Origin of the sequence: Streptomyces sp. NPDC051822, from assembly GCF_044452745.1 — a bacterium.
GTDB lineage: Bacteria > Actinomycetota > Actinomycetes > Streptomycetales > Streptomycetaceae > Streptomyces.
Map to the genome: position 1 here is coordinate 249,460 of NZ_JBITBZ010000012.1, position 16,777 is coordinate 266,236.

Below are 16,777 nucleotides of genomic sequence, written 5' to 3' on the forward strand. Positions count from 1 at the left end.
GGACCACCGTGGAACACCGCGACACGGACCGCCTGGTCGACCCGCACCGCCCCGACGGGCACAGCCCGGTGGCCCCCCGCCATCCCGACCGCGGCCCGGTGGCCGCCCACCGCCCCGACCCGCACCCCGAGAACCTCGCCGCCGCTCTCGCCCTCGCCCGCTCCCCGCGCCGCCCCGGCCCCGACACACCCGCGGGACCGGCCGTCCCCGCCTGGCCGGGGCCGCCGCTGCCGATCCCGGAGGGCGGTCCGGCGGAGCTCGATCTGCGGACCCTGCTGCGGCTCTCCCTGGCGGCATCCGACGACCCGGGAAGGCTGCGGCCCGCCGCCTCCGCCGGCGCCCTGCACCCGGTGGACACCGAACTCGTCGTGGGCGCCGGCTGCTCGCTGCCACCCGGCCGCTACGGCTACGACCCGCTGCGTCACCGCGTCCACCGACTCGGCGACCAGCCCTCCGGTACGCCGCCGGGCCTGACCGCCGAACTCTCCGTCACCGCACGGCGTACGGTCTCCCACTACGGCCACCGCGCCCTGCCGCTGCTCCTCCTCGACACCGGACACACCGCGGCGGCGCTGCTCCTCGCGGCCCGGGCGCTGGGGACGGCGGAGCCCGAACTCCGGCTCGACGGACACACGACGAGCCCCCTCGCCGCCGTACGCGTCCCCCCGCCGGGCCCGGCCCACCGGCCCGACCGTCCGTACGGGGCACCCACGCCCGAGGAGCTGCTCGCCCGCCGGAGCGACCCGCCGCCGCTCCGAGGCATTCCGAGTCCCGAGGCGCTGCGGGCGGTCCTCACCACCGCCGTCGGGGCGGGCGGCGGCGACCTGCGCTGGTGCGCCGCCGTCGGCGGCCCCGAGCCCGGCCTCATGGAGCCTGCCCCCGACGGGGCGACACCGCGGCGGTGCGCCGCCGGCGAGGCCCGCCCCACGCTCGCGGCCTGGGCGGCGGGCCAGGCCTGGATCGCGGACGCGGGAGCCGTCCTGCTCGCCCGCGGCTGCCCCGCCGACTCCGACGACGCGCACATCCGCCGCACCCACCTGCGGGCCGGATTCGCCGTCCACATCGCCCAGGTCACCGCCAGGCGCCACGGCCTCGCCGCCCGGCCTGTGGGCTCCTGGCAGCAGGCCGACCTCGGCGCGGCGCTCGGCGCCCCACCCGGCCAGGACTGGATCGTCCACGGCCTGGCCCTGGGGAGTGGGCCGCCGACCGGACCAGGCAGGCCAGGACACCCCCTGGGCACCCTCCACGCCGACGAGGAGAACACCGCATGATCGTCCACCCCGAGCTGCGCCGCGCCGCCCTCCGCGCACGGCGCCCGCTGCTCACCGCCACCCTCCTGCAAGGTGTCGTGACTCTCACCCACCTGGGACAGTCGGCCCTGCTGGCCGTCGCACTCGCCCACCTCGCCCGCGGCCACACGGCACAACTCCCCTGGCTGCTGGCCGGGGTGCTCGCCGTCGTCACCGCCCGCGCGGGCCTCGGCACCTGGCAGCGGCGCACCGCCACCCGCGCCGGGGCGCAGGTCCGGGTGGCCCTGCGGGACGAACTCCTCGCCCACCTGGGGCGCCTGGGCCCCGCCCACCTGACCACCGCGCGGGCCGGAGCCGTCCGCACCACCCTCGTCGACGGCGTGGAGGGCGTCGACGCCTACGTCTCCCGCTACCTGCCCCAGCTCCTCATCACCCTGACCGTGCCGCCCCTGGTGCTCGTCGTCCTGGCCGCCGTGGAACCGGCGGCGCTGCTCGGTCTCGTCCCCGCCCTGCTGCTCGCCCTGGCCGGCCCGCGCGCCTGGGACCGCCTCCTCGCCGCCCGCGGCAAGGAGCACTGGGACACGTACGAAGGGCTGGGCGCCGACTACCTGGAAGCCCTGCAGGGCATGCCCGCCCTGCGGGCCGCGGGCGCCGTCGGCCGCACCCGCGAACGCCTGGAGAAGCGCTCGGCGGCACTGCACCGGGCGACCGTCGCCAAACTGCGCGTCTCCCTGGTCGACACCGGCATCACCGACCTCGCCATCCAGGGCGGCACCGCGGCCGCCGCGCTCCTCGCCTGCTGGTCGGCCGTCAGCGGATCGACCACGGCGACCGGCACCTACCTGGTGCTGCTCCTCGCCTCCGAATGCTTCCGGCCGGTGCGCGACCTCGCGCGCGAATGGCACGCCGGATACCTGGGCGCGTCGGCCGCCGACGGGATCGCGGCGCTGCGCACCGTCGAACCCGCCGTCCACGACACCGGAACCGCCGCCGGACCGTGGCAGGCGCCCCCGGAACTCCGCTTCGAGAACGTCCGGTTCACCTACGAAGGCGCACCGGAACCCGCCCTCCACGGCGTCTCCTTCACCGCACCGGCGGGACGCACCACCGCGATCGTCGGCCCGTCCGGCGCGGGGAAGTCCACCCTGCTCGCCCTGCTCCTGCGCCACCACGACCCGCACGGAGGCCGGATCACCCTCGACGGACGCCGCACCGACGAGCACTCCCTGGACGCGCTGCGGCAGGGCGTCGCCGTGGTGTCGCAGGACACGTACCTCTTCCACGCCACGATCGCCGACAACCTGCGCATGGCCCGGCCGGAGGCCACGGACGAGGACCTGACGGCGGCGGCGCGCGTGGCGGGCGTCCACGACGAGATCGCCGCCCTCCCCGACGGCTACGCCACCGTCCTCGGCGAACGCGGCGCCACCCTGTCCGGCGGGCAGCGACAGCGGATCGCGCTCGCGCGGGCCCTCCTCGCGGACGCCCCCGTGCTCGTCCTCGACGAGGCGACCAGCTCGGTCGACGAGCGCCGCGAGGCGGACATCGTCCGCGAACTGCTGCACGCCGCGGGCGACCGCACCGTCCTGGTGATCGCCCACCGGCTCGCCGCCGTCCGCCACGCCGACCACATCGTCGTCCTCGACGGGGGACGGGTGGACGCCGTCGGCGACCACACGGGCCTGGTCGAGGCGGGCGGCGTCTACGCGCGCCTCGCCGAGGCCGGCCGCATCCACCCGGGAGAACTCGCCGCATGAACGACACCACCGCAGCCGCCACCGAACCCGCGAATGACGCCACCCCCGGAACCACCCCCGGAACCACCCCCGGAACCGCCACCGGAACCGCCACCCAGGCCGAAAGCGCCACCGGAACCGCCCCCGCCACCACCTCCGACACGGTCCTGCCCGAGCGCGGCTCCCTGCGCGCCCTGCTCCCCGCCCTCGCCGAGCACCGGTTCATGACGGCCCGCACCTGTGCCGCCGCCCTCATCGAACAGGCCTCCCTCGTCACCCTCCTCACCCTGGCGGCCCACACCGTGGGAACGGCCGTCATCGAAGGCCGGGCCCCCTCGTCGGGCACCGTCGCCGCGCTCGCCGCCCTCGTCCTCGTACGGGCCCTCACGACCTGGCGCGAGATGGACCTCTCGCACGACCTGGCCTACCGGGTCCTCGCCGCGCTGCGCGTCCGCGTTTTTGACGGGCTCGCCCGCAGCGCTCCCGCCCGCGTCGCCGGCCGGCGCAGCGGCGACCTCGCCGCCACCGCCATGGCCGACGTGGAGGCACTGGAGTTCCTCTACGCCCACACCACCGCCCAGCTCCTGGCCGCGGGGGCGGTCTTCACCGGCGGGGCGGCGGTCCTCGCCACGGTGGAGCCGTGGCTGCTCGCCGCCGTGCTGCCGGTCGCGGCGCTGCTCACCGCGGCCCCCTTCGCCGAGGCCCGCGGGCGCGCGGCCCGCGGCGCCCGCACCCGGACGGCCGTCGCCGGTCTCTCGGCCGACACGGTGGAGATCGTCGACGGCCTGCGCGAGCTGCTCGCCTTCGGCGCCCTCACCGGACGCCGCCGCCGACTGGCCGACCGCGGACGGCAGGTCGGCGACGCCCAGCGCGCCGAGGCCACCTGGGAGGCCGTCGCCGCCGCGGTCCGCGATCTCCTCATCGTCGTGGCGCTCCTCGGCGTCGTGGCCGCCGCGGCACACGCCATGACCTCGGGACGACTGCACGGCGCCTGGGCACCGGCGGCGATGGCGCTCGCCCTCGCCGTACTCGGGCCCGTCGCGGAGTCGGCGAGGTCCCTCAGCCAGGCCGTGGCCCTGCGTGCCGCCGCCGCCCGCGTCGGCGCGGCCGTGAGGGCCCCCGCACCCGCCCCGGCACCCGCCGCGCCCCGCGCGCTTCCCCCAGGCCCACTGGGCGTCCGACTGCACCGGGTGCGGTTCGACTACGGCGGCGGACCCGTGCTCGACGGCGTCGAGCTGACCGTGCCGGCGGGCCAGACCCTCGCCCTCGTCGGCGCCTCGGGCGCGGGCAAGTCCACCTGCGCCCACCTCCTGGCCCGCTTCTGGGACCCGTCGGCCGGCGCGGTCCAGCTGCTCCCCGCCGACGGGCCGCCCGTCGACGTACGGGAGGTCAGCGACGCCGACCTGCGGCGGGCCGTCGCGCTGGTGGGCCAGGAGACGCCCCTCTTCCACGGCACCCTCGCCGACAACCTGCGGCTCGCCGCCCCCGAGGCCGACGACGACCTCCTCGCCGAGACGGCCCGCCGGTGCGGCGTCGACCGGATCGCCCCCCTGAGCACCCCGGTCGGCGAGCGCGGGGCCACCCTCTCGGGAGGCCAGCGGGCCCGGATAGCCCTGGCCCGCGCGCTCCTGGCCCGGCCGAGAGTCCTGGTACTGGACGAGTCCACCGCCCACCTGGACAACGCGAGCGACGCCGAACTCGCCACCGCGCTCCGCCAGGAGGGACGGACGACCCTCGTCATCGCCCACCGCCGCGCCACCATCCGCCGCGCGGACCGCATCGCCGTCCTCGAAGCGGGCCGTGTCACGGAGGAGGGCACCTGGGAGGAGCTCACCGCCCGCCCCGACAGCGCCCTCAACCGCACCCTCGCCGACATCCCCTCCTGAACGTCAGAGGAACTCGGCGAGGCCCGCGAGGAGCCGGTCGATGTCGCCGGTCGTGTTGTAGGGCGCCAGGCCGACCCGCAGGGCGGGGCCCTCCAGCTTCAGCGCGGCGAAGGGCTCGTGCGCGTAGAACTGGCCGGCGGTGGCGAGGACGTCGCGGGCGGCCAGGTGGAGCTGGGCCTCGCGCGGGTCGCGGCCTTCGAGGGTCATCAGGAACGTCGGGGTGCGGTCCTGGGCCTTCGAGTGCAGCGTGACGGCGTCGCCGAGGTCCCCGAGGCCCTCCTCCAGCCTCGTACGCAGCGTCGTTTCGTGTGCGTGCAGGGAGGCCAGGGACCGCGTCAGCCGCTCCCGGCGCGTGACGCCGTCGCCGGGGTCCATCGCGGCGAGGAAGTCCACGGCGGCGCGGGCGCCCGCGAGGATCTCGTACGGCAGGGTGCCGAACTCGAAGCGTTCGGGGACGGCGTCCGAGGACGGCAGGAGCTTGTCCGGGCGGAGGGTTTCCAGGAGTTCCGGCGCTCCGGCGAGCACGCCGCAGTGCGGGCCGAGGAACTTGTACGGCGAGCACACGAACAGGTCCGCGCCCAGCGCGGGCACGTCCACGAGGTGGTGTGCCGCGTAGTGCACCCCGTCCACGTACACGAGGGCGCCCGCCTCGTGGGCCAGGTCGGCGATCCGGCGGACGGGCGGCTTGGTGCCCAGGACGTTCGAGGCCGCGGTGACCGCCACCACCCGGGTCCGGGACGAGAGGGCCCGCTCGTACGACCCGAGGTCGAGCTCCGCCGTCTCCGGGTCGACGTCGATCCAGCGGACCGTCGCTCCCGTGTGCTCGGCCGCCTGGACCCAGGGACGGACGTTGGTGTCGTGGTCGAGGCGGCTCACGATGATCTCGTCACCCGGCCGCCAGCCCTTGGCCAGGGTGCGGGAGAAGTCGTACGTGAGCTGGGTGGCGCTGCGCCCGTGGACGATGCCGCTCGCGGGCATGTGGAGCAGGTCGGCGTAGGCGGCGCGGAAGTCGGTGACGGACTGCTCGGCGTTGCGCTCGGACGGGCTGACCGTGCCCCGGTTGGAGAGGGGGCCGGTGAGCGTCGCGGCGATGGCCTCGGCGACGGGGCGCGGGGTCTGGGTGCCGCCCGGCCCGTCGAAGAAGGCGAGCCCGTGGTCGAGGGAGGGGAAGTGGGCCCGGAGTGCGGTGACGTCGATGGGCATGGCCTCGGCTTTCTGTCGGACGGCTCGTCTGGGGCGGTGCGTATGGGTCGCGGGATGCCGTGGGACGGTGCACGACCGCCGGTGCCGGGCCGTCGGACGGCGCGCCGGCACCGGGAGTGCGGGGTGGGGGCCGTACTACTCGGTCACGCCGGGGCCGACGCCCTCGGGTGCGCCGGCGGTCGGCCGGATGTCGGACCGCCCGGCGGCGGACGGCTGCCGCAGGCTGCCGAGGTCGTGCGCGTAGGTGCCGACGGCGTTCGCGATGACGTCGATGTTGCGCTCGAACGCCGTCATGCTGATGTTGTCGAGGGTGTCCCCGGCGGCGTGGTAGTTCGGGTCGAACGCGACCCCCGCCGTCCCGCCGAACTTCTCCGCCTCGGCAGGCGACTTGAGGCCCTCCGCGCCGGCGAACGTACCGCCGGAGGGGATGCCGGCGGTGACGAAGGGGCCGTAGTCGAAGCGGGCGACGAACGGCGTGCCGGCGTGCGGCAGTCCCTTCGTGCCGAGGAACGCGGTGATGTCACGCTCGAGACGGTCGGAGCCCGCCGGGGCGGTCTGCGTGTTGGCGCCGTCCGAGTTGTCGCCGTCGTACACGAACAGGCCGTGGTTCGCGGAGGCGATCAGCTCGAAGTTCAGGTAGAGCCTGATCTCCTGCCTGGCGGGCGGCGTGAGGTTCGCGACGTAGTGGTGTGAGCCGAGCAGGCCGCTCTCCGCGGCCGACCACCAGGCGAAGCGCACCTTGTTCCGCGGGTGCTTCTCCTTCTTGGCCAGCTTGAGCGCGACGTCGAGCAGTCCGGCGGCGCCGGAGCCGTTGTCGTTGATGCCCGGACCCGCGAGGACCGAGTCGAGCGAGGCCCCGAGCATCACGGTGTCGGCGGCGTCGCCGTTCTTCGTCTCGGCGATCACGTTGTTGGTGGAACGCTTCTCCTGGAGCTGGCGGATCTCGAAGGAGAGGGTCACCGGGCCCTGGGCGAGGTCGGCGGCGAGCTTCTCGCCCTCGGCCTTGCTTATCCCGCCGGTGGGTATCTTCGCGGCGGCCGGGTCGCCGAGGGTGCCCGAGAGCGGACCGTATCCGGCGTCGATGTTGTTGTAGATGAGGGCGCCGGTGGCGCCCGCGGCGGCGGCCTGCTGCTGCTTGGCGGCGAAGGAGCAGCCGCCGCGCCTGATCAGCGCGATCCTGCCGGTGTAGGTACCCGTGGTGTAGTCGCCGGGCTCGCAGCCGGTGGTGCCGTCGGCGTCGACCGGGACGGCCGCCACCTCGGCCGTCACCCCGCCCACCGGCGTCGACGGGGTGTACGTCAGCGCCCTGATCTCGATGTCGTGCGGGGCCGGGGTGATGGTGGAGAGCTTCTCGGCCAGCGTCTGCGTGTAGATGAAGTCGAACCTCTGGTACGAGACGTCGTACCCGGCCCTCTTCAGCTGCTGGTAGACGTGCGCGGCCGAGGCGTCGTGCCCCAGCGAGCCGGCGACGCGGTGACCGCCCGCCGAGTCGGCTATCGCCTGGAACCTCTGGAGGTGCTTGAAGGCGTCCTCGGCGGACGCCTCGCGAACGAGCGCCTTCGAGAGCGCGGCGGCGTCCCGGCCTGCCCTGTCCTGCTGGGAGGAGGCGGGTGCGGCGGAGGCCAGGAGGAGCGGGGTCGCCAGAGCGGCTGCGGCGAGGGTGGCCGTGGCTCTGCGAGAGGATGCGTTCACGAGGTCCTTCCCGGGGCGAACGAGGTTGAGGGGAAGCTAGCGATCTCTGGGGGGTTCTGTGAACACACGCGCCACAACTCGCTGCATTCCAGCCATAGTTATGGCGTCCATGTGAAGGTCTCGTGAGGGGGCGGGAGGCAGGGGCGCGTGGCGGACCGGCACCGCACCGTCCGGCCTCGGTGCCGGCTGACGACATCCCGTCGACCCTCGGGGAGTGTGGGAGTTCCGCGCCGCTCTCTCCCGCCGACGGGAAATGCCCGTGGCGGAGTCGACATGGCGCGGACATGGCGAGTCGGCCGGGCGGGGTGAAGGCGACCGGACGTGTCGCGGCACTCCCTGGAGCATGCCGTTCCTTGAGGATTTGCAGCCCTGTCCGGGCAATCCGCTTCGGTTGTTCGGTATACGACAGGAACGGCCGCAGAATGTCGTGGCGTTCGAGTGATGTACGGGCGATGGTGACCCGGCGGGGCGTCTGCCGGGCGGGGTTGTCGGCGCTCAGCGGCCAGCCGAGGCCCCGGATCGGCGTGGACCGGCCGAAGCCCGGCCGCCGGTGGCCATTCTTCTTCGGTTCGGCATACGAGCCCCCGCCCTCGGGCGTGCGGGACCCCCCGATATGCGGGAGGGTCTTTACCGGTGCAACCCGTGCGCCCGCGTGATGCATTGTTTTCCGGAGGGATCGGAATGGTCGGAAAGAATTGCGGGTCCTCCGGGTGACCGCAGTATTCGGCCTGTGGTATCGGTCTCGGGGTTGTGGGCGGACGGCCGTTTCGTATTCCATTGGATTTCACTCGGACAGTCATGGTGGCGTGCTTCGCGACGTGGCAGGGAATTCGAGTCCATGGTGACCTGATACGCCACGAATGCGGCGATGCGGGATGAGTCCGTCGTGCGCCCGGAGGGTGGTGCCAGTCGGCTGGAAACAGACGTTCGCGTCAGCGCCGCATTGACGGGTGGCGGGGGATCGGCTGGTGGTGTCAGGCCGTCCCTGCCACGGTGTTCCGCTGGTGTTCGCCCGTGGGGCCAGTGGTGTTCGGCGGTCCCTCGGTGGTCCTCGGGCGGTCCTGGGCGGCCCTCGGGCGGACCGGAAGCCGACGAGCCGGACGTTCGTCGCCGTCCGAGTTCTTTCGGGGGATTTGTGTCGCTCGTCAATGGCGTATGAACATGTTGATTCCATGGGCGCGACCACTTGACGTCCTTTTGGTGGTACGGCATGATCACGGCGATCTCCGGCATTTCTCTTCGTTTTGCACCGTCCGTGTGTCGAGGGAACCGGCGGAGGGATGGGCATCGGGGAAGGGGGAGGCGTGTCCGACACATCGGCGCGGGGAAAGTCACGGCGAGGTCCTTGTGTCGAAGACGAGGGGTCGGCCGCGCATTTACTCTCCGGCGAGGCCGGGTTGCTCGACGCCTATCGGAGCAGGCTCGTCGAAGAACGCAATCCGCTCGGGCTGGACATGGAAGCCTGGGATTCCGTATGTGACCGGGTTCATGGAATTTTGAACGACTGCTGGGCCCCGTCGGGCACCGGTGCCGGGGCATCGGGCGGGCCGCGATCCGTGCGGCTCACGGGCCCGCGGGGTGCCGGCCGGAGCGCCCGGGGAGGAGCCGTGTCGGTTCACGCCGTGCGTGCGGGATCCTTGCTGGTCGAGGTCGTCGCGGAGTACCTGGAGCGCTCCCCGACCCCGCGGCCGTCCGGCGCACCGAGCGCTGTACGGCCGCTGGCACGGGTTCAGGCGGCGGTCACGCGCTCACTGACGGACGGCGCGGAAGGCGCCGACGCCCCTGACCGCGCCGACGCCGATGACCGTGCCGACGTCCCTGACCGCGAGGGCGGCGCGGACCGCGCGGGCGAGCACGACCTCCAGCTGCTCGACGTCGTACGGGACTCCACCCGGCGCAGCCGCGAGGCGATGGCGCGGGAGATCCGCGACCGAAAGAGCGCTCCCCGCGCGTCGCTGCTGTCCGCCATCCGCGGCGCCATGGCGCGCGACCCGCAAGTCATGATCGCCCCGTCGTGCAGCGCGACGTCGGGAACCGCGTTCCGCGGTGCCTCCGGGCAGCCCCTCTCGCCCCGCGAACGAGAGATCCTCACGCATGTCGCCGACGCGCTGAGCGACCGTCGGATCGCCGTCCTCCTCGGCATCACCGAGGCGACGGTGAAGCGGCACCTGCGGAACATCTTCGAGAAGCCGGGCGCGGCCTCGCGCATCGGGGCCGTCAACAAGGCGCTGGAGGCGCGGCTCATCGACCCTGCGGGGACGGGCGAGCGGCAGTACGCCTTTCGGAGCATGCCCGATGCTCCCTGAAGGGCCTGGTGCCGCCCTGGTGTCCGGATCACATTCGCGGCCGTGCCTCGAGTGACGACCCTTCCGGCACGCTGCGCAGTCGCACATGTCATGACCACGACCACTGCAATGCTCGGTGATCTCTGAGGGGTGAACGGCACGATGATCTGCACGGGGGCGTCTCTTCGCATCCAGCTTCTGGGACCGATACGTGCCTGGCGGGACGGTGAGGAAGTCCCGCTGGGCTCACCCAAACAGCGCGCGGTCCTGAGCCTGCTCGCCAGCCGGGCCGGCGAGGTGGTGAGCGGACAGACCATCACCAGCGCCCTCTGGGGCAGCGACACACCGGAGACGGCGGCCAACGGCGTCCACACGTACGTGGCCCGGCTGCGCCGCGCGCTGGAGCCCGGACGCGGCAGCAGGGCCGCCAGCGCCGTGCTCTCCTCGGCGTCGGGGGGCTACTGCCTGCGGCTCGACCCGGTGGACGTCGACGCCACGCTCTTCGTCCAGCGGCACGGCCACGCCCGCAGGTCACGCGAGGGCGGCAGCGCCGAAACGACCTTACGGCTGTACGAGGACGCCCTGGCGCTCTGGCGGGGCGAGGCCTACGCAGGGGTCCCGGGACCCTTCGCCGCCATGGAGGGCGTCCGGCTGCGGAACCTGCGCCTGACCGCGGTCGAGGAGTGGGCCGCGGTCATGCTGGAGGCCGGCGAATACGCCGAGGCGGTCGACCAGCTCTCACGCGCCGTGGCCGACGAACCCCTGCGCGAGAAGCTCCGCTGGCTGCTCATGCTGGCGCTCTACCACGCCGGCCGCCAGGCGCACGCCCTCACCGTGTACACGGAGACCCGCCGGCTGTTGCGCCGCGAGCTGGGCATCGAGCCGGGGACCGAGCTCCAGGACCTCCACCGGCGGATCCTCGCCGGACAGCGCGAGTTACGGCTCCCCGCGGGGAACGTGGCCCCCAGGCCCCGTGACGGACGGGGCGCCGGACTGCCCGTACCCGCACAACTCCCACCGGTGGCACGCGGCTTCACCGGACGCGAGACGGAGCTGAAGGAGCTGGAGGCACTCGTCGACGACGAGTTCGGCCGGCGCAGCACCCCGGTGATCGTCGTCGACGGCCCCGCGGGCGTCGGCAAGTCCGCACTCGTGCTGGAACTCGCGCACCGGCTCGCGGACCGCTTCCCGGACGGCCAGCTCTATGTCGACCTCTGCGGCAACGGGCTGCGCGGCAGGCCGCTGACCGCGTCGGACGCGCTGCTGCATCTGCTCACCAGCCTCGGAGCCGACAGCACGCGCATCCCACGGGACCTCGCGGGCCGCGCCACCCTCTACCGCAGCCTGATGTACGGCAAACGCACGCTGATCGTCCTGGACGACGCCCTCAGCGCGGACCAGCTGAGGCCCCTGATCCCGCGCGGCACGTCCTGCGTCGTGGCCACGAGCCGGCAGCGGTTCGGCGGCCTGGCCGCCAGGGACGGCGCGCGCACGGTCACCGTCCGGCCACTGGCGGCCGACGAGGCCGCCGAGCTCCTCACCACCCTGTCCGGCGGGCGGCTCACGGACCACGGGGAAGCGGCCCGGCGCCTCGCCGCCCTCTGCGGCGGGCTGCCGCTCGCGCTCCGCATCACCGCCGAAGCACTCACCGCGAACCCCGGCGTCCCGCTGGCGACCCTCGTGGAGCAGTACACGAGGGAGAGCGGCCGGCTCGACCGCCTCACCGTCGCCGACGACGCCCTCGCGAGCGTGCGCGACGCGTTCGAGACGTCGTACCGGGCCCTGCCCGCCGAAGCGGCACGGATGTTCCGCTTCCTCGGCCTGCGCAAGGACGGTCCGATCACGGTCTCCGCCGCCGCGTCGCTCGCGGACACGGACCGCGACACCGCCCGGCGGCTGCTCGGCCAGCTCGTCGCCCACCACCTCCTGGAGGACCACGGGCAGCGCTACCGCCTCCACGACCTCCTGGGGATCTACGCGGCCGAGTGCGCCCAGCAGGAGCCGATGCTGAACCGGAGGGCGGCCCTGGCACGGCTCGACGCGGCGGACCCGGACGTGGGCGAACCCTACGCCGTCGTCCTGCGGCGCGCCGCGGTCCTCCGGAGGGCCGCCTTCCGTCAGCGTGAGGACGTCACGCGGGCGACGGACCTCACCGTGAGATGAACGCCTCGTCCTCCGGCCCGGTGGGCATGGCGCGCAGCCTGCCGACCGGGGACAGGAAGATCGGGACCAGCATCGCCGCGGACAGCAGGCCCGCGATCCACAGGGCACCGTGCAGACCGGCGAGCGCCGCGAGCAGGCCGCCGACGGGCCCGCCGAGCGCCCCGCCGCCGTACAGCAGCATGCGCATCGCGGCCGTCATCCGGCCCATCAGATGCTGCGGGGTGATGGTCTGACGCAGGCTCACGATGAGCACGTTCGAGACGCTCGCGCCCACGTACTCCATGAAGAATGAGGCCACGAACAGGCCCACGAGCAGCCAGCGGGGACCGCCCGCCGCGGGAATGAGCAGCGGGCCGAGGAAGATGACCGACACCGACACCCGGTACGCGGTGCCCACCGAAAGACGGCGCACCACCATCCCGGACATCAGCGCGCCGAGCAGGCCTCCCACGGCCGCCGCGCCCATCACGAAACCGACCGCCGCGGCGGACAGCTCCTTGTCGCGCACCGCGTAGAGCAGGAACAGCGTCTGCACCATGGTCAGCAGGAAGTTGCAGGAACAGCCGACGAGCCCCATCGCACGCAGCCAGCGGTTCCCGAACACCCAGCGCAGCCCCTCCAAGAGCTCGACGCGCAGCCGCCGCTTCTCCTCCGGCACCGCCGGCGCGGGCTCGGGCTTCCTGATGAGGAGCAGCGACACCACCGACAGGGCGTACGAGAAGGCGTTGGCGGTCATGGCGAACGGCGCCGAGAACACGCTCACGAGTGTGCCGGCGAGACCGGGCCCGGCGATGTCCGCCGACGACAGCGTGGCGTTCAGCTTGGTGTTCGCCTCGAGGAGGCTCCGCCGGTCCTTCACGAGCACCGGAACGTACGACATCCAGCTGACGTCGAAGAGCACCGTCGCCACCCCGATGCCGAGCGCGAGCGCGTACAGCGTCGGCAGCGTGAGCAGCCCGAACTCGTACAGGACCGGCACGAGCCCGATCAGCACCATCCGGACCAGGTTGGCGCCCAGCATCACCGGCCGCTTCCGCACCCGGTCCACCCAGACGCCGAAGAGCAGGGCGAGCCCGAGGAAGGGGACCAGCTGCGCGAACCGCAGCATGCCCAGCTCCCCGGCGCCCACGCCGAAGACCAGGACCGCGGTCAGCGGCAGCGCGAGCTGGGTGATCTGGGTGCCGTAGAGGGAGAGCCCCTCGCCCGCCCAGAACACCATGAAGTCCCTGTCGCGCCAGAGCGACCGAGGAGGGCCCTCCGCCTCGGCCGCGGGGGCCGACGTGGTGGGCGTGCCGTGCTCCGTCATGCCGGACCCGCCTCTCGTAGCGCCTCGTTGACGACGGCGGTGATGGCCGCCAGGCCCGGGTCCTGCCACACGGAATGGTGGTCACCCGGTGCGATGTGCTCGGTGAGCCGGCTCGCGTACGGACTCCAGTCGAGGAGCCGCTCCACCGACTCCGCGGCTCTGATCAGGATCGTGGGCCCGTCGTACACCGCGTCGAGCCGGTGCTCGCGCATGGCCACGACATGCGTACGGAAGAGGGCGTAGCGCTCCAGCAGGAACTCCGCGTCGAACTCCTCCGGTACGGCGCCGTGGAGCTCCGCCGCGGCGAAGACCTCGGCCGGCTCCGCCCCCGGGCGCACACCGGCCAGCGCCTTGTCGACACCGGGGGCCCGGTCACGGGTCACGCCGAGGAAGTCGTACAGGAAGTAGCGGGCCAGCTCGTCGTCGGGCGGCACCGACTGCGTCCCGGGCAGCGCCGCGTCCACGATGACGAGCAGCGGCACCTCCTCACCCGCGGCGACGAGGAGCCGTGCCATCTCGTACGCGACGACCCCGCCGAGGGACCATCCGAGCAACTGGTAGGGGCCGTGCGGCCGGTCCGCCCGGAGCGAGGCCGTGTGCAGCTCGGCCAGCTCGCGGATCGACGTCAGGGGCTCCGAGGCGCCGTCGAATCCTGGCGCCTCGAATCCGAACACCGGGCGTGCCGGGGCGATCCGGTGCGCCATCGACGAGTAGCAGAAGGGCGATCCGGAGACCGGATGGACGCAGTGCAGCGGAAGCAGGTCACCCTCCGCGCGGAGGGTGACGAGACTGCCGACGGTCGGTTCGATCACGGGGTCGGCGCTCCGTTCGGGGTGGGTGCGGGCGGTGCGAGCCGCTCGTCGATGACACGTGCGATGCCGCTGACCGTCGTACCGCCGTACAGCAGACGGACGTTCACCCGGATCCCGAAGTGCTTGTTGAGCCGGGTGACCGCGCGCATCGCCTGGAGGGAGTTGCCGCCGAGCGTGAAGAACCCGCTGTCCGCCCCGATCCGGGACGTGCCGAGCACGGCCGCGAAGACCTCGGCCACCGCCTTCTCGGTCGGCGTGGACGGCGCGGTGCCGCTCCCCGGCGGCTCGCCGAGGTCGTCGGGCGGCGCCGGGAGGGCCTTGCGATCGACCTTTCCGTTGGGCGTCAGGGGCAGCTCGTCCAGGACGAGCACGGTGCCGGGCACCATGAAGGCGGGGAGGGACCGGGCGGCGTGCTCGGCGACCTCCGCGGGCTCCACGGTCCGGCCGCTGTCGGCGACGAGATGGGCGACGAGCCGCCGGTCGCCCGCTCCGTCGGGATGCGCGGTGACGACCGCCTCCCTGACCGTGTCATGGGCGCGGAGCACGGACTCGATCTCGCCCAGCTCGATCCGCAGACCGCGCAGTTTGACCTGGAAGTCCGCCCTGCCGAGGAGTTCGATCAGCCCGTCGGGACCGTACCGGGCCACATCGCCCGTCCGGTAGAGACGCTCGCCCGACACCTCGCCGCAGGACCACTCGAAGAACCGCTCCGCCGTCTGTTCGGGCCGGCCGAGATAGTCCCGGGCGAGTCCGATCCCCGCCAGGTGCAGTTCGCCGGGAACCCCCGGCGGCACGGGCTGGAGACCCTCGTCGAGGATGTACGTGCGCTGGTTGGCCATCGGGCGTCCGTACGGGATGCTCGTCCAGCGGGAGTCGGTCTTCACCACCTCGAAGATCGTCGAGTGGATCGAGGACTCCGTCGCTCCGCCCAGGGCGACGAAGCGCAGGGCGGGGGCGAACGCCCGTGCCCGGTCGGGCAGCGACACGGGAATCCAGTCGCCGCCGAGCAGCGCCAGACGCAGGTCGCCGAGCGGCTGGGCACCGATGCTGTCCAGGTGGTCGACGACCATGTCCAGGAGAGCGGGAGCCGAGTTCCAGACGGTGACCCGGTGGGCGGCGAGCAGGTCCGCCCAGTGCTCCGGGTCCCTCGCCCGCTCCGGCTCCGGCAGGATCACCGTTCCGCCCGCGGCGGTGAGCCCGAGGAACTCGTACACCGACATGTCGAAGCTGGGCGACGACAGGGCCAGGACCCGGTCCCCCGGGCCCACGCCGAAGCGGGAGTTGAGGTCGGCGATGTTGTTCATCACCCCGCGGTGCCGCAGGGCGATCGGCTTCGGGGCGCCGGTCGACCCGGACGTGTGGATGATGTACGCGAGGTCGTCGGGGGTGGCGCCGCCCTCCGGATCGTGGGCGGGGAGCCCGGCGAGGAGCTCCTCGGCCCGGTCGAGGAGCACCACGGGGGTGTCGGGCCCGGTGCCCGCGGGAGGCAGGCTGTCGGCGGGACCGCTCCGGCTGACGACCACCGCGCAGGACGTGCCGGCCACCATCGTGGCGAGGCGCTGCCGGGGGTAGTCGGGGTCGAGCGGCACGTAGGCGCCGCCCGCCTTGAGCACCCCGAGGACGGCGACGAGCAGCTCGGCGCAGCGGTCCAGGCAGATGCCGACCCGCCGGTCGGGGCCGACCCCGAGGCCCCGCAGATGGTGGGCGAGACGGTTCGCCGCCTCGTTCACCTCGCGGTACGTCCAGCTCCGGTCACCGCCCACCAGGGCGAGGGCGTCGGGGGCCCCGGCGGCGCGGGCCTCGAACGCGGTGTGCAGACAGACGTCGTGCGGAAGGTCCGCCGCGGTGTCGTTCCACTCGACGAGCATCCGGCGCAGCTCGTCCTCGGGGAGCAGCCGCAGCCGCGACACCGGCCGCTCCGGGTCCGCGAGCGCGTCCTCCAGGAGCGTGCGGTAGGAGTCGAGCAGCCGGACCACGGTGGCCCGGTCGAAGAGTTCGGGGGCGTACCGCAGCTCCGCGCCCGGCAGGCCGTCGTCCTCCTCGCCCGGCGGGTGCAGGACCAGCTCGAACTCGTCCCGACCCGCCGGCCCGGCCTCCGCCGTCCCGACGGGGGCCGAGCCGTCGGCGAGCCCGGCCACCGTCTCCGTGCCGGTGACGGTACGGCTCAGGCGGACCGCCGTACCGACACCGGGTGCCGTCACGAGGAAGCCGAAGTCGGCCTGACCGCTCCAGCGGTGGAGCAGGGCGGTGAAGCCCGCCAGGAGGATTCCCTCCGGGGCCGACCTGGCCGAGGGGCCGAGCGGCAGCCGGGCGGAGCCCGTCCGCTCCGGAGCGGCCCCGGGCAGGCGTGGACGATCGACCGGCAGCAGCACGGGCGGCGACGCCACGGCAGCCGAGGCACCCCCCGTCAGGGGCGCGGGTACGGGATCCGGTGCGGGAGTCGT

The 16,777-nt window shown here is 73.7% G+C and carries 10 protein-coding genes; 5 read left to right on the forward strand and 5 right to left on the reverse strand.

The annotated features are described in order from the left end of the window. The first annotated feature begins 8 nt into the window (after nt 1-8). Genes ACIA8N_RS30815 through ACIA8N_RS30825 form a run of 3 tightly spaced genes read left to right on the forward strand, consistent with a single transcriptional unit; the run spans nt 9 to nt 4,872 of the window. Nucleotides 9-1,271, forward strand: coding sequence for a SagB/ThcOx family dehydrogenase (locus ACIA8N_RS30815; protein WP_365785760.1), 1,263 nt, complete (start codon nt 9-11; stop codon nt 1,269-1,271). Further along, nucleotides 1,268-3,007, forward strand: a complete 1,740-nt coding sequence (locus tag ACIA8N_RS30820; protein WP_365785762.1) for an ATP-binding cassette domain-containing protein — start codon at nt 1,268-1,270, stop codon at nt 3,005-3,007. The genes ACIA8N_RS30815 and ACIA8N_RS30820 overlap by 4 nt, the downstream gene beginning before the upstream one ends. After that, the gene (locus tag ACIA8N_RS30825) at nt 3,004-4,872 is read left to right on the forward strand and encodes an ABC transporter ATP-binding protein (protein ID WP_365785764.1); all 1,869 of its coding nucleotides are present in this window, start codon (nt 3,004-3,006) and stop codon (nt 4,870-4,872) included. Before ACIA8N_RS30820 ends, ACIA8N_RS30825 begins: the two co-directional genes overlap by 4 nt. A 3-nt stretch (nt 4,873-4,875) precedes the next feature. Here the strand turns inward: ACIA8N_RS30825 and ACIA8N_RS30830 are convergent, their stop codons facing one another. Then, nucleotides 4,876-6,075: a cysteine desulfurase-like protein gene (locus ACIA8N_RS30830; RefSeq protein ID WP_365785766.1), complete on the reverse strand. Its 1,200-nt coding sequence runs from the start codon at nt 6,073-6,075 to the stop codon at nt 4,876-4,878. A 135-nt stretch (nt 6,076-6,210) separates the two neighbouring features. Continuing rightward, entirely contained in the window at nt 6,211-7,767 is a 1,557-nt protein-coding gene (locus ACIA8N_RS30835) for a M28 family peptidase (protein ID WP_365785768.1), read from the reverse strand. A 1,607-nt stretch (nt 7,768-9,374) separates the two neighbouring features. On the opposite strand from ACIA8N_RS30835, the gene ACIA8N_RS30840 reads away from it, so the two are divergent. Together ACIA8N_RS30840 and ACIA8N_RS30845 are read left to right on the forward strand one after the other, a co-directional pair. Further along, entirely contained in the window at nt 9,375-10,073 is a 699-nt protein-coding gene (locus tag ACIA8N_RS30840; RefSeq protein WP_365785770.1) for a LuxR C-terminal-related transcriptional regulator, read from the forward strand. A gap of 141 nt (nt 10,074-10,214) precedes the next feature. Next, entirely contained in the window at nt 10,215-12,215 is a 2,001-nt protein-coding gene (locus ACIA8N_RS30845) for a BTAD domain-containing putative transcriptional regulator (RefSeq protein ID WP_365785812.1), read from the forward strand. Here ACIA8N_RS30845 and ACIA8N_RS30850 read toward each other — a convergent pair. Genes ACIA8N_RS30850 through ACIA8N_RS30860 form a run of 3 tightly spaced genes read right to left on the reverse strand, consistent with a single transcriptional unit; the run spans nt 12,202 to nt 16,720 of the window. Then, nucleotides 12,202-13,521 carry an MFS transporter gene (locus ACIA8N_RS30850; RefSeq protein WP_365785772.1) on the reverse strand — a complete coding sequence of 440 codons (1,320 nt, stop codon included), beginning with the start codon at nt 13,519-13,521 and terminating at the stop codon, nt 12,202-12,204. The genes ACIA8N_RS30845 and ACIA8N_RS30850 overlap by 14 nt on opposite strands. Further along, the gene (locus tag ACIA8N_RS30855; RefSeq protein ID WP_365785774.1) at nt 13,518-14,333 is read right to left on the reverse strand and encodes an alpha/beta fold hydrolase; all 816 of its coding nucleotides are present in this window, start codon (nt 14,331-14,333) and stop codon (nt 13,518-13,520) included. The genes ACIA8N_RS30850 and ACIA8N_RS30855 overlap by 4 nt, the downstream gene beginning before the upstream one ends. Then, nucleotides 14,330-16,720 carry an amino acid adenylation domain-containing protein gene (locus tag ACIA8N_RS30860; RefSeq protein ID WP_365785776.1) on the reverse strand — a complete coding sequence of 797 codons (2,391 nt, stop codon included), beginning with the start codon at nt 16,718-16,720 and terminating at the stop codon, nt 14,330-14,332. Before ACIA8N_RS30860 ends, ACIA8N_RS30855 begins: the two co-directional genes overlap by 4 nt. Between the last annotated feature and the right edge of the window lie 57 nt (nt 16,721-16,777).